We start from the raw sequence: 21,266 nt of genomic DNA on the forward strand, positions 1-21,266 counted from the left end.
AACATGATCGTCGCCTGCGGGCTGGATTACAAGATGCTCGACGAAGAGCTGCAACTGGAGGTGATCCGCACCGTACGCCAGCACCTGCTCATCCCCAAGGGGCTGCGGACACTCTCGCCCCGCAACCTGCTCTACAAAGGTTCGCAGGAAGGAGGTTCTCCCGCAGAGCGCGATTTCGCGGGCAAGAACGGTTCGGCATGGCCCTGGCTGCTGCAATTCTACGTCAAGGCATGTTTCGATATCGACGGGGACGCATTCCTGCCGCAAGCCCGGGAGATACTCGCCAATTTCGACGAAGACATCCAGAGCTACGGTATCGGGTCTATTTGCGAGCTTTACGATGCCGACCCGCCCTACGCATCGCGCGGGGCTATCTCGCAGGCGTGGAGCGTCGGGGCCGTGCTCAATATCCACAGCATGATCCGCGAACGTACGAAGGAGGAGGCCTGGGAAAGCAAAACTGCGGGGGAAGCCGCGAAGACGGTGAAGCCCGTGGCGAAAAGCACTGCCAAAAAAGCTGCGGTAAAGAAAACCGCAACGGACAATACGCCAAAGAAAACTGCGGCAAAGACGGCCATCGCAAAAGAGACCGCAGAAAAGAAACCCGCAGCGAAAAAGAGTGCGGAGAAGAAACCGACAGGAAAAAAGCCGGCTGCGACAAAGGCCGCGACAAAAAAGATAAAGGCTGGGAAATAACAAGTTGTGAGGGGAGGAAAATCCTGCCAAGGCGGGATTCCGGGGCGTCCGGACTTGCAACCGCGGCTTGTGGCCGTGAGCCGGGACGTTCCTGTGAGAGGAAAGGTAAAAATTGCAAAACAAGGATATAGTTATGAGAGTTTTAATGTTCGGTTGGGAGTTCCCGCCCCACATCGCGGGTGGTTTGGGAACGGCATGTTACGGGATGACCCGCGGGCTGGCACGCAACGATGTCGACGTAACATTCGTAGTACCCCATGCCTACGGCGACGAGGATCAGCGATTCACGCACGTCCTGAATGCCAGTGACGTGGAGGCGCTTTACGGATCTACGGGAAGCGGCGCGGACGATATTCTCGAGAAGATGTCGTTCATCCACATCGACTCGAACATGGTACCTTACATCTCCCCCGAAGAGTACGAACAGTACCAGGAGCGCTACGTCAAATCCGGACAGAAAGTCTGGTCGACGACCGATGCCTGGAAACAACGCTATACCTTCTCGGGCAAGTACGGCGCCAACCTTATGGAGGAGGTCGCCCGCTATGCCGTAGTCGCGGCGCAGGTGGCCAAAGACCTCGAAGGGCAGTTCGACGTGATCCACGCCCACGACTGGCTCACCTACTACGCCGGCATCGCCGCCAAGCGCGTATCGGGCAAGCCGCTGGTCGTGCATATGCACGCCACGGAATACGACCGCAGCGGCGAGAACGTCAACACGCAGGTCTACGCCATCGAACGTGCAGGCATGCACGCCGCAGACCGGGTGATCGCCGTTTCGAACCTCACGCGCAACATCGTCATCAACCGCTACGGCGTCCCGGCCGACAAGGTCGTGACGGTACACAATGCCGTGCGGTTCGCCGCAGGCCAGTGCAAAATGCCCGAACGGGGCGTGGACGACAAGATCGTCACGTTCCTGGGGCGTATCACCTACCAGAAAGGCCCCGACTATTTCGTCGAGGCCGCGGCCAAGGTGCTGAAGAAAGTCCCCAACGTACGTTTCGTAATGGCCGGCTCGGGCGACATGATGAACCACGTCATCCGCCGCGTGGCGCGGCTGGGCATTGCCGACAGGTTCCACTTCACCGGATTCCTGCGCGGCGAGGACGTACACAAGATGTTCCAGTTGTCGGATGTATACGTCATGCCGTCGGTCTCGGAGCCGTTCGGCATATCGCCCCTCGAGGCAATGCGTTCGAACGTCCCGGTGATCATCTCCAAGCAGAGCGGCGTGGCCGAAGTGCTCGACTATGCCGTGAAGGTCGACTATTGGGATGTCGATGCCCTGGCCGATGCCATCTACGGGCTGATCCAGTACCCGGCGCTTGCGGGGATGTTCGCCTCGAAAGGCCTGGAAGAGGTCACGAACCTGAAATGGAACGATGCCGCAGCCAAAATCAAAGCCGTATACGAAGCGGCGATAGAAGAGAATAAAAAACAATAAAATAGCTACCCTATGAAAACCGTCTGCTTATATTTTCAGGTACACCAGCCCTGGCGACTGAAGAAGTACCGCTTCTTCAACATGGGCAAGGATCACAACTATCTGGACGACCTGCTGAACCGCTCCATCATGCAGAAAGTCGCCCGGCAATGCTACCTGCCGATGAACGCCCTGTTGCTGAAGCTCATCCGGGAAAACAAGGGTAAGTTCCGCTGCTCATTCTCGATCACGGGCATCGCTATCGAACAGTTCCGTGCCTATGCACCCGAAGTCCTCGAATCGTTCAAGGAACTGGCCGCCACGGGCTGCATTGAATTCCTTGCCGAAACCTACTCCCACTCGTTGGCATCGCTGGCGTCGAAGGAGGATTTCACCGAACAGGTAAAGCTCCATACGGCGCTCATAAAAAAGGAATTCGGGGTGAAACCGACCGCCTTCCGCAATACGGAGCTGATCTACTCCGACGACATCGGCGCCGCCGTGGCCGAAATGGGCTTCCGTACGATGCTGGCTGAAGGCGCCAAACACGTGCTGGGCTGGAAATCGCCCAACTATGTATACGCCAACGCCGTCAACCAGAAGCTGCGCCTGCTGCTGCGCAACTACAAACTCTCGGACGACATCGCCTTCCGCTTCTCGAACCGCAGTTGGAACGAATGGCCGCTGACGGCGGACAAATATGTGAAATGGCTCGCTTCGGACGAGACTCCGGGCGAGGTCATCAACCTCTTCATGGACTATGAAACTTTCGGCGAACACCAGACCGCCGACACGGGAATCTTCGAGTTCATGCGCGCGCTGCCAAAGGCGATCCTCGCCAAGAAAAACGGCCTTGAGTTCGCGACCGTCACCGAAGCTGCCAAGAAACACCAGCCCGTAGCGGTACTCCACTGTCCGCACGTGATGTCGTGGGCCGATGAGGAGCGCGACGTGACGGCATGGCTCGGCAACGAGTTGCAGAACGAAGCGTTCTCGAAGCTTTACGCCCAGAAGGAGAAGATCGCGGCACTGAAAAGCCCCGACTTCGACTATGTGTGGAGTTTCATGCAGACCTCCGACCATTTCTACTACATGGCTACCAAATGGCTCTCGGACGGTGACGTACACTCCTATTTCAACCCCTACGATTCGGCCTACGACGCTTTCATCAACTACATGAACGTCCTCTCGGATTTCATCATCGAACTGGACAAGGCTGTGGCGGCAAAGGCCGCAAAGGCGAAATAACGGGCGAAAGAAAAATTTACGACACACCAACCGAATAGCGAAACAGCCGGGATCCGAGGATCCCGGCTGTTTTTCGTCCATCAGTCTCCAGATGGGCCAAACAACCGCCCGTAAAAGGCAGGAATATCCGCCGCTGCCCGATGCAACGACGGATATTCCATAAGATGCCCGGGCATTCCGTGCCTGCAGCCTAGCGATCGCCCGAAAGCCGCAATCCGCGCGAGAACCGCGAACCACACAAGAAACGGGAGCCGTACACCCCCCCCCGAAAAAACCGGGCTCCAGGATAACGAACCCACAATGCGGATCGAGAGAACGCAGGGAAACTTCCGGGCATAAAAAAAGCGGCAGACCGCGCCTCTTCGGTCTGCCGCAGGCAGGAGTTTTACTTGAAAGTGGGAGTTGTTGTTACCAAAAAACTTTGGGGATGTGCGACTCCTGCCTTGGGAGTATTTCCGGGTTCCCGGCGCTGCTGCGAGGCAGCGCCGGATTCCGCGGAAAGGATCAGAATTAGTTAGCAGGCTCTTCGGGGTGCAGCTCGATCGTCACGTTGGCGGTCATCGTGCCCCACTTGTGGCTAACGGTAACCGGGATGAAGAGCTTCACGGTCTTCTCTACCTTCACGCCGTTGATGTTCTTGAAGACGAGCTTCGAGCCATCCTTGGTGATGCAGTTCACACCGAAACGGTCTTCAGCCTTGATCGTGGCGGTCTGTGCCGTGATCGTCCCGTCCACTACGTAGTTGCCGCTGCCATCCTTCTTCAGGTTGGTCTTGGCATTGGCCAGATCCCATGCGGGAGCATTCACTGCATAGTAAGCATAGAGGTCAGAAGCATATTTCTCCTTCTCGTCCGTACCGGTCGTCACCTCAGCCACGATGTAGTCCTTGAAGTCGGTCATGGTGAAGGCCTTCGAGCAGTCAACCTCGGAACCGCTGATGATCTGGTCTACGAAGTAGGCGTCGGTCAGCTCGGTGTTGATCTTCAGAGGCTCGACGAAATATACGTTGAAATCCGTCAGCTCGATGTGGTTATAGGGGTTGATCGCAGCCCATACCTTGAGCGTTGCCTGCTGCTTCAGGATCCCGATACCGGCTTCGTTATTGAGCACCTGTACGGTGATGTCGGCAGCGGCGGCGGTATTGACGGCACCCGGGTTCGTGGTTGCGGGAGCATACCAGTTGTCACCCATACCGTTGTAGTTGAGCTTGACGGCATCCATAACACCCTTCTTCAGCGTATAACCCGTCACGTCGGTTTCACCGGCAGGTTCGGCACCCGTCAGTGCAGGAGCGTAACCCGTAGCAGGCTGCTTCTTGGCGAACTGGATATCCCATTTGCCGCAGGGCAGCAGGTTCGTGACGGGCTTGCTGTCGGCGAACAGACGGTCGAGTTCATAGCGGTATGCGCAGGTCGCATATGCACCGGGCGTATTGTACTGGATCGGGTAAACATAAGCCAGCGTGTAATCGGAGTGCCAGAACGAAGAGTCGTAACCGTAGATCGAAGGCAGGGTCGGCTTCTTGATGTTCACAACGAACGAGAAGGTCAGTTTGCCCTGGTATACGTTCTGTGCAGGGATCGTCACATTGACAACCTTCTTCACTTCCTTGCCAGCAATCAGGTCGGCGATCACGTTGCCGATCTGCTCGGGCGTCAGCGTCCAGGTGAAGGCGGCAGCGGACTCGGCAGCAGTAGCGTCGAAGTTGTAAAGCAGCTCGACACCGTCAGCAGCGGCCTGGGCCACGGTACCTACGGTATGGTCGGTAGCGGCGATTTCGGGAGCAGCATAGGTTGCGATGAACTCAGCCTGCGACAGACCGTTCTCACCGAGTTTGCCGAGTACCTTGGTAACCATCTCTTCCCAAGTGAACGAACCCTTGAAGGCATCGCAAGTCAACGTGTAGTCGAACGTCTTGAGAACCTTCAGGTCAACCGGAGCGATCTTCTCCTTCAGCCACTGTACCTTGAAATAACGAACGTCAACGACGGCGTTCTTGTTGTTCACGTCAACCAGCTCGACACGTACGATCGGCGTCTTGTCGATAGCAGCCTGGTTGTTGGTCGTGCCGTCGGGCAGTTTCGAGGTCAGCGTCCACGCGCCGTCCGTATTGGCTACGCTGGCGAATTTCTGCTGGTCGGTATCGTTGTCACCTACCTTGTAAGGCTTGGTCGGCAGTACGAAGCGGAACTCGAGGCCGGCAGCCTTGAGCGCTTCCTTGGTGATCTCCTTGGCTTCATCATCGTCGATATAGCAACCGGTAACCATCGACAGCAGGTCGATCGGCTTGTTGTATGCTTCGGTGAACGAAGGATCGGCAGCCTGTGCAGCCTCATAATCAGCCGAGAAGTGATAGTGATCCGCTGCTTCATCGCACTCGAATTCACCGTCCTCGCTCTTGTCCGAGTTCAGGTCGATCAGGGCGGCGATTTTCGGCTCGATAGCCGTTTCGGTCAGCGCAACATAGTCCGAATATACGGCAGTGCCTACTTCGCCTTCGCCGAGGTATTTGTCTGCGAGGGGCACTTTCAGGGCAGCCGTGTAGATGTGTTTTGCATCCAGCGTAAGAGCGGTACCTGCCGTCTTCTTCACGTCTACGGTCAGCACACCGCCTGCGATATCCCACGAAGCGACGTTCAGCAGTTGCTCGCTGACAGCAGCGCGCGTGCGAACTTCAGCCTTCTCGAACACGAAACAGGGATCCTTGATGTCCTCTTTCGTAACGACCGAGGGGCTTACGTTGTAGCGTACCGAAGTAGCCGAAGCAGCAGTCGTCGAAGTCGTCGTACCCTGTGCCACGGTCTCTGTCGATGCGGTCGAGGTTACCTTCCATGCCTCGTACGACAGCGATTTCAGCTCGATGGTTTCGATGCCGTTGACATACAGGTCGGGGATCAGCAGCACGCTGGTCAGACGACCGGAGATCATAGCCTGCAGGTCTGCGACAGCATCGCTGACAGCCTCGGCAATGGCCTTGTTGATGAAACCGTCCTCTTTCGTAATGGCATCCTCGAGGTATTGCTTGATCTTGGTGTCGTAGTCGTTGATCGCCTGGGTCAACTTGGTCTCATTGACGAGGTTGGCCGAAGCGACGGCAGCATTGAACGACGTCTGGAATGCATCCTTGCAAGCGTCGCCGGCAGCCGCGATAGCTGCGTCCTTTGCTGCGTTGATGGCATCCTGAATAGCCTTCTCCGTCGTGAATTTACCAAGATTGTTCGTAACAGCCGCTACGGCGTCACCCACATATTTGGTAGTTGCATACGAAGAGAGCGTCGTGTTCAGATAGCTCTTAGTTACATAATTGTCCGCAAGGTCTTTTTCGATGGCGTCGATGTCCTTCTGGAGCTGATCCTGCGCCTTCTCCAAAGCTTCGATATCCTTGGCATTGGCGTCAGCGTCGCTCTTGAGCTCGTCGATCCGTTTTCCGAGAGCATCATCGGCACTCTTCAGGTTATCGACGGCTGTCTGCAACGAACCGAGCTGTGACTCCAGAGTCGCAATTTTACCAGTGGTCAACTCGTCGAGGCGGTCGTTAAGTTTGTCGATATCGTCGTCGTAGTCCTTACAACCGACACCGGCTAACAATGTTCCCGTGAGGAACAGTGCAAGAAATTTTCTGAATAAGTTTTTTTTCATAGTAATGAAGAATTGAAATGGAATTGTTTTTTAGTGTTGACGCATTTAGTTTTATCAATAGAGTGACGCTTGCTATTTCTCATTCGCGGAGTCTGCCTTTTTGTAGTATTTCATAGACTTTTCAGACCATCAAACACGTTATTTGTATTAAGTGACGCATTCTTTATAATTAGTTGACGCATTAAATTTTCCAGTTATGACACCATAGTTGCTGGTATCATATATGATACGCATGGTGCAAATATATATATAAAAATTTGCACAACAAAATTTTTATCCAAATTTTTGAAATGGGAGTTGTTTACGAGGAGGAGATATCCTATATCTCTTCCAGGATCAGAGAGTTGAGGAAGGAGCGACGTCTAACGGTACAGGAACTTGCATACCGTTGCGACATGGAAAGATCCAATTTGAGCCGTATCGAAGCGGGACGTACGAACCTTACGGTCAAAACGATGTGTATCATTTGTAATGCGCTGAGTGTGAGCCTGCGCGATGTAATTCGCTAAAAGGGATATACCTATATTTATATATCCCGGCCTTATCGTCCGAAGGGTTCTTTTTTTGGGCATTTTCGGTAATTTATCGTATATTTACGACCGAAACAAAATAAGGTACAGCTATTTGTGAACACTATCGATTTGATCGTCTGCCTCATGCTGGTGTTAGCCGTCTGGAACGGTTGGCGCCAAGGATTTGTCATGCAGGTATGTTCGTTGGCCGGAATCATCGCAGGCATCTGGGTTGCTTCACGTTACGGTGCCGAAGTCGGCGCCTGGCTCAAGCTTGACGAGACGATTTCAGCTGCCGGAGGTTTCGTCGTGGTGCTCCTGGCGGTCGTCCTGCTGGTGGCCATCGCCGGACGGCTGGTACGCAAATTGTGCCACTTTGCCGGGTTCGGGATAGCCGATATCGTACTGGGCATCGCCGTATCCGTTTTGAAATACATGCTGCTGCTGAGCGTCCTGTTTTCGGCGTTCGACACGCTGAACGAGGACTACACCCTGATCGGGGCCCGTACGATCGAGAAATCAAAAAGTTACAAACCCGTCATGCGCCTCTCCGAGCGTATTTTCCCGTTCCTGGAATGGGTCGGCGAACAGGTGCCGCAACAAGCACGGGAGCAGGACGAAGAATAGCCGATGGGAAAACGGTTCACAGGCGTGGTGATACGCGCCACAGGGAGTTGGTACGAGGTGCTGCACGACGGGGAGGCCGTCCGCTGCCGCATCCGCGGGCGCCTGCGTCTGAAAGGCATCCGGTCGACCAACCCGGTGGTGGTGGGCGACGAGGTCACGTGCGAGTCCGACGACGGGGGCGACTACGTCATCTGCGACATCTGTCCCCGCCGCAACTACGTGATCCGTCGGGCTTCGAACCTTTCGAAGGAGTCCCATATCATTGCCGCGAACATCGACCAGGCCCTGTTGCTGGCGACATTGCGAGCACCGGAAACGGCTACGGAGTTCGTAGACCGTTTCCTGGTGACCTGCGAGGCTTACAAGGTGCCCGTCACGATCGCACTTTCGAAAGCCGATCTGCAGGATCCGTCCGCCATGGCGGACTTCCGCGCCGTATACGAAGGTGCAGGATACCGCGTGCTGGAGGTTTCGGCCACGGAAGGTGTCGGCGTCGAAGCGGTCTGCGAACTGCTCGAAGGCCGCGTGACGCTGTTGTCGGGGAATTCGGGCGTCGGAAAATCGACGCTCATACATGCCATCGACCCGTCGCTCGACATCCGTACGGGGGAGATCTCCGACAGCCATCATAAAGGGCGTCATACCACGACCTTCTCGACGATGTACCCGCTGGCCGGGGGTGGGGCGGTGATCGACACGCCCGGCATCAAGGGGTTCGGACTGATCGACATCGACGATGCGGAGCTGTGGCACTATTTCCCGGAGATGATGCGCGCCGCACCCGATTGCCGCTTCTACAACTGCACCCACACCCACGAGCCGGGGTGCGCCGTGGTCGAAGCGGTCAGGGAGGGGAAAATCGCCTATGCCCGCTACGAGAGTTACCTGAAAATCCTCGATGAAGATGAAAAATACCGCAAATAGGGACACCGCCTGGTATGACGCGCGTACGGCCTGCCTTGCGGAATTCATGACCCCCGAACGCAATGAGGTACTTCGCCGCACGGTCGCCATGCGTACACGCTACATGACCGTTATGGCCGAAAACATGTACCACGGGCAGAATGCAGCGGCGCTGATCCGCCATTGCGAAGCCTTCGGCATACAGGAGATGCACACCGTCGAGACACTCTGCAGATTCGACCCCAATCCCGATATCGCCCGCGGCACCGACCAATGGGTTGACGTGCGGCGCCATCCCACTACCGCCGAAGCGCTCGCCGCACTGCGCCGGGACGGGTACCGCATCGTGGCGACGACACCCCACCGCGAGGATGTGACGCCCGAGACTTTCGACGTCACGCGCGGGCCGTTCGCACTGGTCTTCGGCACCGAGCACGCCGGAATATCGGACGAGGTCATCGCCGGGGCCGACGAATTCCTGCGCATCCCGATGTGCGGCATGGTCGAAAGCCTGAATGTTTCGGCATCGGCTGCAATCCTGATCTACATGCTCTCGGAACGGGTACGGCTCACGGTCGGCAACTGGCGCATGGACGAGGCGCGGCAGGCCGAAGTGCTCTACCGCTGGATGATGTCCAGCGTGAAGGACGCCAAGGGAATTCTCGCCCGCAAATTCGGAAACCTACCATGAATACCATACTCAGAAAACAATTCCTGGCCCATGTCGGCCAGACCTCGCCGTCCCCGATGCTGGTCGAGGTGGCGCGCGCCGAAGGGTCGTTCTTCTATACGCCCGAAGGAAAACGCTATTACGACCTGGTCGCCGGAGTATCGGTGAGCAACGTCGGGCACTGCAATCCTGCCGTCGTGAAGGCCGTACAGGAACAGGCCGCGCGTTACATGCACGTCATGGTCTACGGCGAGCTGGTCGAAACGCCGCAGGTGGAGTATGCCGCAAAGGTGGCGTCGCTGCTTCCGGGCGGGTTGTCGAGTCTCTATTTCGTCAATTCGGGCGCCGAAGCGGTCGAAGGGGCGCTCAAGCTGGCCAAACGCTATACCGGACGCACGGAGCTGGTCTCCATGCGGCGTGCCTACCACGGGTCGACCCACGGGTCGATGAGCATGATGGGGGCTCCCGAAGGCGAGGAGTGGAAAGGAGCTTTCCGGCCCCTGCTGCCCGACGTGCAGGCAATCGAATTCAACGATTTCGGGGAGTTAGAGCGCATCACGCGCCGCACGGCATGCGTCCTTGCAGAACCCGTGCAGGGCGAAGCGGGCGTCCGCCCGCCTGTCCCGGGCTATCTGGAGGCGCTGCGGCGCCGTTGCGACGAAGTCGGGGCACTGCTCGTATTCGACGAGATACAGACCGGCATGGGGCGCACGGGAGCACTGTTCGCCATGCTCAAATACGGCGTTACGCCCGACATCGTGTGCCTGGCCAAGGCATTCGGGGGCGGCATGCCGCTGGGGGCGTTCGTCTCGAGGCCGGAGATTATGCAAACCCTGCAGGAGAATCCCGTGCTGGGGCATATCACCACCTTCGGCGGACATCCGGTATGCTGCGCAGCCGGGCTCGCGGCATTGAATTACCTGCTTGACAACAAGGTCGTCGAAGGGGTCGAGGCGAAGGGCACACTCTACGCACAACTGCTCGGCAACCATCCCGCCGTGCGTGAAATCCGCCGCAGCGGACTGTTGCTGGCGGTCGAATTGGGCGAACCGCAGAAACTCTACCGCATCATGGAACTGTTCAAGCAGGCGGGGATCCTGAGCGACTGGTTTCTGTTCTGTGACACGGCGTTCCGCATCTCGCCGCCGCTGACGATCTCGGAGGAGGAGATCCGCGGAAGCGCGGCACTGATCCTCAAATGCCTCGACGAATTGGGGTAGGCCGTGCAGGCAAACGGGAAAGAGGGTCAGAAACCCTCTTTTTTCGTATTACGCCGGAATCTCCCGGCCGCGATTACCCGCAATTAGACATATGAGGCAACGATTCGACGACGGCGCATGTAGGCTGCAATTTTCCTCAGCAGTCCGCCTGTCCGGCTGCCGGAGTCTGCGGAGGCAATGGTTTCCTATTCTTCGGCCAATGACTTGAGCAGGGCGATCTCCTCCGGCCAGCGCTGCTCGTCGGGGGTTTCAAGGATCAGCGGAATGCCGTCGAAACGCGCGTCCTGCATGATATAGCGGAAACATTCCATGCCGATCATCCCCTCGCCCAGCGGCGTGTGGCGGTCGACATGGCTGCCCAGGATTTTCATGGCGTCGTTCAGGTGCATGCCTTTCAGGTATTCGAACCCGACCACGCGTTCCAGCTCCGCAAAGGTTTTGTCGCAGGCCTCCGCCGTCCGCAGGTCGTATCCGGCGGCAAAGGCATGGCAGGTGTCGATGCAGACCCCCACGCGCGATTTGTCTTCGACCCGCTCGATCAGGTAGGCCAGGTGTTCGAAGGCAAACCCGAGGTTCGAACCCTGTCCGGCCGTGTTTTCGATCACGGCCGTCACGCCGCGGGTCTTGTCCAGCGCGATATTGATCGACTCGGCGATCAGGTCGAGCGACCGTTCGGGCGAAATCTTTTGCAGGTGGCTGCCGGGGTGGAAGTTCAGCCGGTCGAGCCCCAGCGCTTCGCAGCGCTGCATCTCGTCGAGGAAGGCTGCGCGCGACTTCTCCAGAGCCTCCCGTTCGGGATGCCCGAGGTTAATCAGGTACGAGTCGTGGGGCAGGATCTGCGCGGGTGTATACCCGTATTGGTCGCAGGCCGTGCGGAAGGCGTCGATCTGCGCTGCGGTGAGCGGCGCGGCCACCCACTGGCGCTGGTTCTTCGTGAAAAGGGCGAAGCCCGTGGCCCCGATCCCGTGTGCATTGGCGGGCGCGTTTTCCACACCTCCCGCAGCACTTACGTGTGCTCCGATATATTTCATATGATTGTCTCTGTATTAACTTAAGACAAAGTTAAGGATTTTGTAAATAATTTCATAAATTTGCATATTGAATTTGCAATTATAATCGCTTCACTATGAAATATTTTTACCTGCTTTTCGGGCTCATTCCCGCCCTTTTGGCCGGCAACCCCGCGTTCGCACAAATATCCATCGACGAAGTCGATGCCAAAGAGGACAAAGTGACCTTCCAGGACAAACTGAAATCCACCTCCGTCGATGTGGACTATTTCAGCCTGGCCCGTTACAAGGCCGAGCGCGCCGCAATCCGCAAGGAGCGCAACTACCTCGAATTCAGCGGAGGCATACAGGGTTCACTCACGTCGTACAACGACCCGTGGATCTCGGTCTCGGGCGGTGACAACTCCATTGCCCTGACGGCGGTTTTCGGGCTGCGCCACCTCTTCACGAAGAACCTCTTCACGCTCGAAACCAAGTTCAATGCCAAGCTCGGCTACAACCGCATGAAGGTCGAAACGACCCAGAAAGATGACGAAGGCAACGAATACACCGACAGCGAGGGTATCTGGTTCAAAAACCAGGACGAATTCGTGATTTCCGTCGCCCCGTCGTTCAAGATGTCCGACAACTGGTCGTACGGTTCGATCCTGAATTTCCGCAGCCAGTTCGTCAACGGGTACAAATCGCGTACGGAACAAAAGGAGGAGCACCTCAAGAGCAAATTCATGACCCCGGGCTACCTCGACATCTCGCTCGGTATCACCTATAAAAGCCCCAAGGCCAAATTCCCGATCGTGGTCAACATCTCGCCGATCGCCCTGAATGCCACCTTTGCGGAGAACGAACTGATCCGCAAAACGAACGGATTCAACTACGGTATCGAAGACCCCGACAAGACGTCCAAATACGAAGGCGGTTCGTCGATCCAGATCGACTTCGACCGCACGTTCGGCAAGACCGGTTTCCTGCGCTACCGCACGACGCTCTACTCCTTCTACGGCTGGATCACGGACATCGGTCAGAAGAACAAGATCAGCGACTATTCCGAATACCGGATTGCATATGACGACTGGGTAGAGAAGGGCAGCGACATCAAGACCAAGCCCCGCCTGCCGATCCACCCGATCGTACGCTGGGAAAATACGATCGACATCAAGGCAACAAAATACCTCTCCACGTCGTTAAGTTTCCAGCTTTACTACAACCGGGCGCAGAACCTCGACGTGCAGACCCGCACGCTGCTGAGCGTCGGCCTGACGTATACGTTCAAGAACAAGGAAAAACCGCAAAAATAGTCCGGCCGCCGGCCGGCGTATGACACGCAAATGTATAAGAACTCGAAATACACCGTCCTCTTCCCGCTGCTGCTGGCAGCGGGTGTTGTGTTGGGGCTGCTGCTGGGGCAGTACATGGGCCGCAACAGCACCACTTCGGAGATCAAGGGCATGCTCCGCCAGATGGCACTGCCCACCAACAAGTTAACCTATACGCTTTCGCTGATCGAGAATCAATATGTCGATTCGGTGGCGATGGATTCGCTTGCCGAGCACGTCATCCCGCTGCTGGTCAAGGAGCTCGATCCCCACTCGGTCTATATTCCGGCATCGGAGATGCAGGAGATCAACGAACCGCTCGAAGGCGAATTCGACGGCATCGGCGTGGTCTTCAACATGGCGACCGACACGGTGATCGTGCTGAACGTCATCCCGCAGGGCCCAAGCGACAAGGCCGGGATCAAGGCCGGCGACCGTATCATCGAGATCAACGACACGCTCGTCGCGGGGCAGAAAATCCCGCAGCGCGACGTGGTGAAGAAACTGCGCGGCCCGCGCGGCACGACCGTACACCTCGGGCTGGGACGCCAGGGTATCTCCGACCTGGTGGGCGTCGACGTCGTTCGCGACAAGATTCCGATCAAAAGCGTAGAATCGGCGTTCTGCATTGCCGACGGCATCGGTTACATCAAGCTGGGACAGTTCGCACGGACGACCTTCGACGAGATGCAGGCATCGCTGGACACGTTGCGTGCGCAGGGCGCCACCAAACTTATCTTCGACCTGAGGGGCAACTCGGGCGGCTACCTCGACCAGGCCATCATGGTCGCCAACGAATTCCTGCACAAAGACCAGCTGATCGTTTACACGGAAGACCGCCAGCACAAACAGCTGCGCGAATACGCCGACGGCACGGGCGCCGCGCAGGATATGGACGTAGTGGTGCTGATCGACGAGGGCAGCGCGTCGTCGAGCGAGATCCTCGCCGGGGCATTGCAGGATAACGACCGTGGTACGATTGTTGGACGCCGTTCGTTCGGCAAGGGACTCGTCCAGCGTCAGATCCCATACAGCGACGGATCGGCATTGCGGCTTACTACGGCGCGTTACTACACGCCTACGGGCCGTTCGATCCAGAAACCCTATACGATCGGCGACGACGAAAGTTACGAAGAGGACATCTGGAACCGGTATAAGAACAACGAGTTCTTCTCGGCCGACAGCATCCACTTCGCGGATTCGCTCAAACGGGTGACTCCGGGCGGGAAGGTGGTCTACGGCGGCGGGGGTATCATGCCCGACGTCTTCGTGCCGGCCGATACGACCGACGTAACGAAATATTTTGTCGAGGTGGCGGGGCGCAACATCCTCTACCGCTATACGATCGAATATGCCGACCGTCACCGCGAAGCTCTGAACAAGGTCAGGACGATCCCCGAACTCCAGGCGTTGCTGGACAGCGACAAGGGCCTCGTGGAGGATTTCATCCGCTATGCGGCACGCAAGGGCGTCGCTCCCGATTACCGGGACATCGCCCGCTCGCGAAAGCTGATCGAGGCCCAGCTGAGGGCTTATATCGGCCGCAACACGGCGCTGGAGGACAATGGCTTCTACGCCAACATCTATCCCGTCGACAACGTGGTGGTGCGTGCCATCGGGATATTAAACGATACACAGAAAAATGATTAAAAAACTCATCGGTATTATCGTGGCCGTGGCGGTGATCGTCATCGTCGTCATTGCGGCCATCCGGCGCGACAACTTCCAGTCGATGTTATTGCGCGACGAGATCGAAAACCAAACCTTCCCGGGGCCAGTCGACACCGACCAGCCGGCGGCACCCGTAGCGGGTGAAATCGAAGTGACGGATTCGGTAACCGTCGAGGTGGTCGATTCGATTCGGTAATACCTGTCCGGAAAGCATACGGGAAATACCTCCCGAGGGAGGGCTTTCGTAAATAACAGATTCCTGACACCGGATAATATCTGCTGGAAAATATTTATTTTCCCGGGGAAAACGGATCGAAATCACTTCGGATCGGGATTCACATAACAGGCAGCAGCCCTTGCAGGGGCTGCTGCCTGCCGTATACCTGAAATCCTGCAAAGAGTCCGGACTGCCGTATTCCATATCTTTCCCTACACGGACATGCAGTATCGGGCGGTTTCCCGCATTTATATAGGTAGTCCGTCCCTTTCGGCCGCGACTGCGAGGTCTGCACATATCCCGGCCGCGGGCAGCCAAAGTACATCCTCCGTTTGCATGAATAATCCGGGCTGCACCGACGGCCGGGGATATTGTTCCTCGGGATGGGGTGGTTTTGGCCATCGGGAATGCCTCGCAGATGTCGCAAGCCGTGTGTGGAGGAATTTGAACAACCTCATCCCGTACAGTCGAAAGCGTATAGCATGATTTTCCCCGCCGTATCGCTCACTCATTCGTCAAAAAAATACAGCAGCCCTGCGGGACTGCTGTATACGGCCTGGGCTCTTCCGAAGATCAGAAATATTTGATCTCCCTGCCCTCGATCGCCGAAAGGATATTGTTTGCGGCGGACGATGCACCGATGCGGAACAGGTCGGTCGTAAGCCACTCCTTACCGAGAATCTCCTCAACGATGGTATAGTAAAGTGCGCCGTCTTCGGCCGTGCGGACTCCCCCGGCAGCCTTGAATCCGACCTTGCGTCCGGTCTTCGCATAGTAATCGCGGATGGCCTGGCACATGACGACCGCCGCCTCGGGAGTCGCTGCGACGTCGATCTTGCCCGTCGAGGTCTTCACGAAATCGGCACCTGCGAACATCGACAGCAACGATGCCTTGCGGATCAGGTCGGGGGTTTTCAACGCCCCGGACTCGATGATGACTTTCAGTACGATGTCGCCGTCCATCTCGGAACGGATCACCTCGACCTCGTTCGCCGCCTCATCGTATTCGCCCGTAAGCATACGCCCCACATTGAGCACGATGTCGATTTCATCGGCGCCGTTTTCCACGGCCATCGCCACTTCGAGGGCCTTCACTTCGAGGAAGGTCTGGGCTGCAGGAAACCCGCCGCCCACACTCGTAATGCGCATCGGAGTGCCATCGACAGCCAGCCCCACGGTCTCGACGAATGCCGGGTAGATACAGATCGAAGCGACATTGGGGATATGGGGATATTTCTGGTAGAACTCGGCAGCCTTGCGGGCAAACTCCGTGACCGAAGTCACCGAGTCGTTGCACGACAGGGTCGTGAGGTCGATAGCCGAGTAGCACATTTTGTACACGTCGGTATTGTGGTTGCGTTTCGCGGCTTCGCGGATGCGGGCGACCTCCTGGTCTACCTGGGCTTCGCTCCACGCGGGAGCATATTCGTTCAGATGGTTGGCGTATTCCATAATAATCGCTGTTTTTACAAAATTAGGAAAAAATATTCATACGCGCGGTTCCCGTCCGTAAATTTTTCCCGTCATACCGGCTATCCTGCAAAAAAAGAGCCTGAACCACCGGGTTCAGGCTCTTTTTATCGGTTGACGGCTATTATTTGTTCAGCGCCTTCAGGTTGATGTCGTTGGCAGCCTTCTGAGCCAGTTTCGGGTTCTTCGAAACGGCGCTCTTCAGCTGGGCCTCTGCGGTCTTCAGGTCACCCTCCTTGGCAGCGATAACTGCACGCAGGTAGTCGGCGTCGGCCGAGTTGTCCTTGGAGATGGCCTGCTTGGCGGCAGAAAGGTTGTTGCTCATCACCTGAGCCACGGCCTCGTTGTAACCGTCGAGGTTCTGGGCAGCAGCCTTGTAGTCGCCTTCGGCAGCAGCGATAGCAGCCTTGGCCTGTGCATCGGCAGCCTTGGCATACTTCTTAGCCTCGGCGGTGTTGCCGTTGGCCAGGTTGCCCAGGATGAGGTTCTTGGTGATTTCGCTCGACGAATCCATCTTAGCAGCCTTCTCGAACGATTTGAGCGCAGCAGCCTTGTCGCCTGCCTTGGCCTGTGCGATACCCAGGTTGTTGTAAACGCGGGCGTCGTTGTATTTCTTCGAAGCGGTGGTCAGGATAGCAACCTGCTCCTCGGCACCGTTAGCCAGCGTCTCGGCAGCATAGAGGTACTCCTCTACGGTCAGCTCCTGGCCGTTGCGGAACGCAGCCATGATCTCGGCGTCGGTCTTGCCCTGGATGTCGGTGCTGTTCACGATCTGCGAGCGACGCAGTTCGGGAAGAACCTCCTCTTTCAGTTCGTTGAATACCGAAGACATGTTCTTGATTTCACTCTCACGCTCTGCGGGCGAGTTGTAGAGGCTCAGCACCTGGAGAATGAGGTTCTTGTCCTTGATGTTCGACTTCTCGACCAGTTCCTTGAAACCGTCCCAGTCCTCACCGTAGGCGGCAGCGTCGATGTCCAGGCCCGAATCCTTCAGCAGCTTGGCAACGACTTTCTTACCGGACTCGCTGCGTGACTTCGACAGTTTGTCGTTGAATTTCACGGGGCCATCGGGCGAAGCATAACCCTTCACGGCGATGTTCTGCGTAGCACGGTCGTTCTGCAGTTTGGCATCTACGTCAGCCTTGAACGCGTCGAGGTTGGCTTTCTTCTCGTTCTTCTTGGTTACGACCGAAGAGTTGATCGCATAGAGCAGATCGGTCTTGTCGACGACGGTGGTCACCTTCTTGTAGTTGTTTGCCATCGGGGCCATCAGGTCGGAGTATTTCAGATCCTTCTGGAGCGTGTTCAGACCATAAGCTACGGTCAGGCCGAATTCCTTGGCCAGAGCGGCCTTGGCAGCCTCGTCGTTACCGGCCAGCACGGCAGCCTGCTCCTTGGTCGGGATGGCGCCGGTGTTCAGGTTCACGAGCGTGAATTCCTTGCACTTGCCGCCCGGGCATTTGATCTCGGCGCGGAGCTGCAGGGCGCACTTGTCCATACGGGGGTCGTAGGGGAACTCTACGTGCTGCGTGAAATTGCCTCCGTTCTTCTTGTCGATGACCGTGTAGTTCTCGTCGACTTTCGAACCCTGGAGATATTTGGCGGCACCGGCAACCTCGCCACCGTCGAATACAATCACGGGAGTTACTTTGATAACGGCTTTCGCGTTGAAATACTTAACCGGGAACGTAACATTGATGTCAGCGGCAACGATACCGTTGTTCAGCGTCAGAATCTCGGGGGTAACCGTCAGGTTGATGTCATCCCGGTTCTTGGCCATCTTCTTGAAGCAATTACAGCTCGAGAATACCAGTGCGGCAGCTACGAGCACAACGCTCAATTTCATTAGATTTTTCATAATCGGTTAATTTAATGTGTTTATTTTAAATGTTTGCCTTTTTATCTGTCTTTCGGCCCGGTTCGTACGGAATTCGCGGTATTGCATCTTCCAACTCCCCAGCCAGAACAACGCAAATATAGAAAACTCTTGGTAATTGTGCAATATTTCAGGCGGAATTTCAGTACTTTTCCGCCCGAAAATATCACATTAACAGTCGTTTTACTCTTCTTTGCGTTCAGGACGTCCGTGGCGTTCGTGGCGTTCGCCACGCTCGGGACGCTCGCCACGCGGACGACGCTCCCGCTCCACATAACCCTCGGGCTTGGGCAGCAGCACCTTGCGCGACAATTTGAGCTTGTTGGTCTTCGGATCCATACCGATCAGCTTCACGTCGATCTCATCGCCCTCTTTCAGGCCGGTCTCCTCCATGGTCTCGAAGCGCTTGTAGTCGATTTCCGAGATGTGGAGCAGGGCGTCCTTGCCGGGCATGATCTCGACGAACGCACCGAAGGTGACGATCGAACGGATCTTGCCGTGGTACGTCTCGCCGATCTCCGGGATCGCAACGATGGCCTTGATGCGGTTCAGCGCGCCGTCGAGTGCGGTCTTGTCCTGGCCGAAGATGTCCACGATACCCTTATTGTCGACCTCGGTGATCGTGATGGTCGTACCCGTGGTCTTCTGGATGTCCTGGATGACCTTGCCGCCAGGGCCGATCACGGCACCGATCATATCCTGCGGGATAGTGATCTGTACGATGCGCGGTACGAAAGGCTTGTAGTCCTCGCGCGGTTCGGCGATGCACTCGGTGATCTTGTCGAGGATGTGCAGGCGTCCCTTGCGGGCCTGCTCCAGCGCTGCGGCCAGCACCTCGTACGAGAGGCCGTCGACCTTGATATCCATCTGCGTGGCGGTGATACCGTCCTTGGTACCCGTCACCTTGAAGTCCATGTCGCCCAGGTGGTCTTCGTCGCCCAGGATGTCCGACAGCACGGCCCACTTGCCGCTCTGCGAATCGGAAATCAGCCCCATGGCGATACCCGAGACGGGCTTTTTGAGTTTCACACCGGCGTCCATCAGGGCCAGCGTGCCGGCGCAGACGGTAGCCATCGACGACGAACCGTTCGACTCGAGGATGTCCGATACGATACGCACGGCGTAGGGGTTCTCCTCACCCAGCGGAACCATCGGTTTCAGGGCACGCCATGCCAGGTGGCCGTGGCCGATCTCGCGGCGGCTCAGGCCGCGTGCGGCCTTGGCCTCGCCCGTCGAGAAGGGCGGGAAGTTATAATGCAGCACGAACTGCTCGGTACCCTGTACCAGCACTTCGTCCTTGACTTTTTCGTCGAGTTTCGTACCGAGCGTAACGCTGGTCAGCGACTGCGTTTCACCGCGCGTGAAGATCGCCGAGCCGTGGGCTGCGGGCAGGTAGCCCACCTCGCACCAGATCGGACGGATCTCATCGGTCTTGCGGCCGTCGAGGCGCTTGCCCTCGTCGAGGATCATGTTGCGCATGGCCTTTTTCTGCACGTCGTCGTGGAAATATTTGTGGATCAGCGGGGCTTTCTCCGCCAGTTCCTCCTCGCTGTAACGCGCTGCGAACTCGGCCTCGAGGGCGTTGAACTTTTCCTCGCGCTCGTGCTTCATCGTGCCGCTCGTGGCGATGGCGTAAGCCTTGTCGTAAAGCTCGCTGATAATCGTCTGGCGCAGCTGTTCGTCGTTGACCTCATGGCAGTAGGTGCGTTTCACGTCCTTGCCCAGTTCTTTCGCGAGTTCGATCTGTACGGCGCAGTGCTTCTTGATCTCCTCGTGTGCGAACTTGATGGCCCCGAGCATCACCTCCTCGGAAACCTCCTTCATCTCGCCTTCGACCATCAGGATGTTGTCGATCGTACCGCCGACCATGATGTCGAGGTCGACCTTGCCCATCTCCGAATAGTTGGGGTTGATGACGTAGTTGCCGTCGATGCGTGCCACGCGAACCTCCGAAATGGGGCCGCCGAAGGGTATGTCCGAAACGGCGAGGGCGGCCGAAGCGGCCAGGCCCGCCAGGGCGTCGGGCTGGATATCCTTATCCGCCGAGATGAGGTTCACCGTTACGTAAACCTCGGCGTGGTAATCTGCGGGGAACAGGGGGCGGAGGGCTCGGTCGATCAGGCGCGCGACGAGCACTTCGCTGTCGTTGGCTTTGCCTTCGCGCTTCATGAAGCCTCCGGGGTAACGTCCGCAGGCGGCGTACTTCTCTTTGTATTCCACCTGAAGGGGCATGAAATCGGTGTCGGGTTTTGCGTCCTTGGCGGCCACCACGGTACCCAGGAGCATCGTGTCTCCCATCTTGACTACCACGGAGCCGTCGGCCTGCTTGGCCAGTTTGCCCGTTTCGATCTCGATCTGGCGTCCGTCGGCCAGCGTGATGATCTTGCGGACTGCGTTGTACAGCTTCTTTTCTTCCATAAAAATCTAAACCTATAATGTTTTTCGAATCGTTGTCCTTTACGAAAATGAAGGCAACCCCTCGTTGGGAATTGCCCTCATTTCTCCCTCGCGGATTATCGGCGGAGGTTGAGCGTCTTGACGATGGCGCGGTAGCGCTCGATATCGACCTCTTTCAGATACTCCAGCAACGCGCGGCGCTTACCGACCAGGCGCAGCAGTGCGCGCTGGGTTCCGAAGTCGTGTTTGTTGCTCTTGAGGTGTTCTGTAAGGTGGCTGATACGGTACGAAAACAACGCGATCTGGCTCTCGGGCGAACCCGTGTCGGTGTTAGACTTGCCGTACTGGCCGAAAAGCTCCTGCTTTTTCTC

17 protein-coding genes are annotated in these 21,266 nt (G+C 57.0%); 11 read left to right on the top strand and 6 right to left on the bottom strand.

What is annotated here, in order from left to right:
- The 3 genes from B3C38_RS00005 to B3C38_RS00015 form a co-directional block, all read left to right on the top strand.
- Positions 1-696: amylo-alpha-1,6-glucosidase (locus B3C38_RS00005; RefSeq protein ID WP_286723714.1), on the top strand; the 696-nt coding region annotated here is incomplete at its 5' end.
- 133 nt (positions 697-829) lie between these two features.
- Entirely contained in the window at positions 830-2,143 is a 1,314-nt protein-coding gene (locus B3C38_RS00010) for a glycosyltransferase family 4 protein (protein ID WP_333585007.1), read from the top strand.
- A 12-nt stretch (positions 2,144-2,155) separates the two neighbouring features.
- Positions 2,156-3,370: a glycoside hydrolase family 57 protein gene (locus tag B3C38_RS00015; protein ID WP_286723716.1), complete on the top strand. Its 1,215-nt coding sequence runs from the start codon at positions 2,156-2,158 to the stop codon at positions 3,368-3,370.
- A gap of 510 nt (positions 3,371-3,880) precedes the next feature.
- Here the strand turns inward: B3C38_RS00015 and B3C38_RS00020 are convergent.
- Entirely contained in the window at positions 3,881-7,009 is a 3,129-nt protein-coding gene (locus B3C38_RS00020; protein WP_286723719.1) for a hypothetical protein, read from the bottom strand.
- Positions 7,010-7,299: 290 nt separating this feature from the next.
- On the opposite strand from B3C38_RS00020, the gene B3C38_RS00025 reads away from it, so the two are divergent.
- The 5 genes from B3C38_RS00025 (at position 7,300) to B3C38_RS00045 (ending at position 10,941) form a co-directional block, all read left to right on the top strand.
- Complete coding sequence (locus B3C38_RS00025; RefSeq protein ID WP_022332585.1) at positions 7,300-7,518, top strand: helix-turn-helix domain-containing protein; 219 nt, start codon at positions 7,300-7,302, stop codon at positions 7,516-7,518.
- 117 nt (positions 7,519-7,635) lie between these two features.
- On the top strand, positions 7,636-8,148 hold the full coding sequence (locus tag B3C38_RS00030) for a CvpA family protein (RefSeq protein WP_018696279.1): 513 nt from the start codon (positions 7,636-7,638) through the stop codon (positions 8,146-8,148).
- A 3-nt stretch (positions 8,149-8,151) separates the two neighbouring features.
- Positions 8,152-9,072 (top strand): ribosome small subunit-dependent GTPase A, encoded by a 921-nt coding sequence (gene rsgA, locus B3C38_RS00035; RefSeq protein WP_286723724.1) that lies wholly within the window; start codon positions 8,152-8,154, stop codon positions 9,070-9,072.
- Entirely contained in the window at positions 9,053-9,742 is a 690-nt protein-coding gene (locus B3C38_RS00040) for a TrmH family RNA methyltransferase (RefSeq protein ID WP_286723726.1), read from the top strand. The genes rsgA and B3C38_RS00040 overlap by 20 nt, the downstream gene beginning before the upstream one ends.
- Entirely contained in the window at positions 9,739-10,941 is a 1,203-nt protein-coding gene (locus tag B3C38_RS00045; RefSeq protein WP_237958062.1) for an aspartate aminotransferase family protein, read from the top strand. The genes B3C38_RS00040 and B3C38_RS00045 overlap by 4 nt, the downstream gene beginning before the upstream one ends.
- 185 nt (positions 10,942-11,126) lie before the next feature.
- Here B3C38_RS00045 and nfo read toward each other — a convergent pair whose 3' ends face one another.
- Positions 11,127-11,972 carry a deoxyribonuclease IV gene (gene nfo, locus B3C38_RS00050; RefSeq protein ID WP_022332590.1) on the bottom strand — a complete coding sequence of 282 codons (846 nt, stop codon included), beginning with the start codon at positions 11,970-11,972 and terminating at the stop codon, positions 11,127-11,129.
- A 95-nt stretch (positions 11,973-12,067) separates the two neighbouring features.
- Here nfo and B3C38_RS00055 point away from each other — a divergent pair, with 95 nt between their 5' ends.
- From B3C38_RS00055 to B3C38_RS00065, 3 genes are read left to right on the top strand one after another with little or no spacing between them, the layout of a single operon-like run.
- Positions 12,068-13,246 (top strand): DUF3078 domain-containing protein, encoded by a 1,179-nt coding sequence (locus B3C38_RS00055; protein WP_055202258.1) that lies wholly within the window; start codon positions 12,068-12,070, stop codon positions 13,244-13,246.
- 30 nt (positions 13,247-13,276) lie between these two features.
- Positions 13,277-14,914: a S41 family peptidase gene (locus B3C38_RS00060; RefSeq protein WP_022332591.1), complete on the top strand. Its 1,638-nt coding sequence runs from the start codon at positions 13,277-13,279 to the stop codon at positions 14,912-14,914.
- Positions 14,907-15,131 carry a hypothetical protein gene (locus B3C38_RS00065; RefSeq protein ID WP_022332592.1) on the top strand — a complete coding sequence of 75 codons (225 nt, stop codon included), beginning with the start codon at positions 14,907-14,909 and terminating at the stop codon, positions 15,129-15,131. The genes B3C38_RS00060 and B3C38_RS00065 overlap by 8 nt, the downstream gene beginning before the upstream one ends.
- A 594-nt stretch (positions 15,132-15,725) precedes the next feature.
- Here B3C38_RS00065 and deoC read toward each other — a convergent pair.
- The 4 genes from deoC to rpsO all read right to left on the bottom strand — a co-directional run.
- Positions 15,726-16,604 carry a deoxyribose-phosphate aldolase gene (deoC, locus tag B3C38_RS00070; protein ID WP_022332593.1) on the bottom strand — a complete coding sequence of 293 codons (879 nt, stop codon included), beginning with the start codon at positions 16,602-16,604 and terminating at the stop codon, positions 15,726-15,728.
- A 142-nt stretch (positions 16,605-16,746) separates the two neighbouring features.
- Positions 16,747-18,468: a tetratricopeptide repeat protein gene (locus B3C38_RS00075; RefSeq protein ID WP_022332594.1), complete on the bottom strand. Its 1,722-nt coding sequence runs from the start codon at positions 18,466-18,468 to the stop codon at positions 16,747-16,749.
- A 213-nt stretch (positions 18,469-18,681) separates the two neighbouring features.
- Entirely contained in the window at positions 18,682-20,916 is a 2,235-nt protein-coding gene (gene pnp / locus B3C38_RS00080; protein ID WP_055202248.1) for a polyribonucleotide nucleotidyltransferase, read from the bottom strand.
- A 95-nt stretch (positions 20,917-21,011) separates the two neighbouring features.
- Positions 21,012-21,266 (bottom strand): 30S ribosomal protein S15 (gene rpsO, locus B3C38_RS00085; protein ID WP_286723838.1); only part of this gene is annotated, 255 nt, incomplete at its 5' end.

It is taken from the genome of Alistipes sp. UBA1686 (assembly GCF_002320215.1).
Classification (GTDB): Bacteria; Bacteroidota; Bacteroidia; order Bacteroidales; family Rikenellaceae; genus Alistipes; species Alistipes onderdonkii.

Excerpts from the sequence above, each read along its gene's own strand:
- B3C38_RS00010 (WP_333585007.1), top strand. The coding sequence starts at position 830 with ATGAGAGTTTTAATGTTCGGTTGGGAGTTCCCGCCCCACATCGCGGGT.
- B3C38_RS00015 (WP_286723716.1), top strand. The coding sequence starts at position 2,156 with ATGAAAACCGTCTGCTTATATTTTCAGGTACACCAGCCCTGGCGACTG.
- B3C38_RS00020 (WP_286723719.1), bottom strand. The coding sequence starts at position 7,009 with ATGAAAAAAAACTTATTCAGAAAATTTCTTGCACTGTTCCTCACGGGA.
- B3C38_RS00025 (WP_022332585.1), top strand. The coding sequence starts at position 7,300 with ATGGGAGTTGTTTACGAGGAGGAGATATCCTATATCTCTTCCAGGATC.
- rsgA (WP_286723724.1), top strand. The coding sequence starts at position 8,152 with ATGGGAAAACGGTTCACAGGCGTGGTGATACGCGCCACAGGGAGTTGG.
- B3C38_RS00040 (WP_286723726.1), top strand. The coding sequence starts at position 9,053 with ATGAAAAATACCGCAAATAGGGACACCGCCTGGTATGACGCGCGTACG.
- B3C38_RS00045 (WP_237958062.1), top strand. The coding sequence starts at position 9,739 with ATGAATACCATACTCAGAAAACAATTCCTGGCCCATGTCGGCCAGACC.
- nfo (WP_022332590.1), bottom strand. The coding sequence starts at position 11,972 with ATGAAATATATCGGAGCACACGTAAGTGCTGCGGGAGGTGTGGAAAAC.
- B3C38_RS00055 (WP_055202258.1), top strand. The coding sequence starts at position 12,068 with ATGAAATATTTTTACCTGCTTTTCGGGCTCATTCCCGCCCTTTTGGCC.
- B3C38_RS00060 (WP_022332591.1), top strand. The coding sequence starts at position 13,277 with ATGTATAAGAACTCGAAATACACCGTCCTCTTCCCGCTGCTGCTGGCA.
- B3C38_RS00065 (WP_022332592.1), top strand. The coding sequence starts at position 14,907 with ATGATTAAAAAACTCATCGGTATTATCGTGGCCGTGGCGGTGATCGTC.
- deoC (WP_022332593.1), bottom strand. The coding sequence starts at position 16,604 with ATGGAATACGCCAACCATCTGAACGAATATGCTCCCGCGTGGAGCGAA.
- B3C38_RS00075 (WP_022332594.1), bottom strand. The coding sequence starts at position 18,468 with ATGAAATTGAGCGTTGTGCTCGTAGCTGCCGCACTGGTATTCTCGAGC.
- pnp (WP_055202248.1), bottom strand. The coding sequence starts at position 20,916 with ATGGAAGAAAAGAAGCTGTACAACGCAGTCCGCAAGATCATCACGCTG.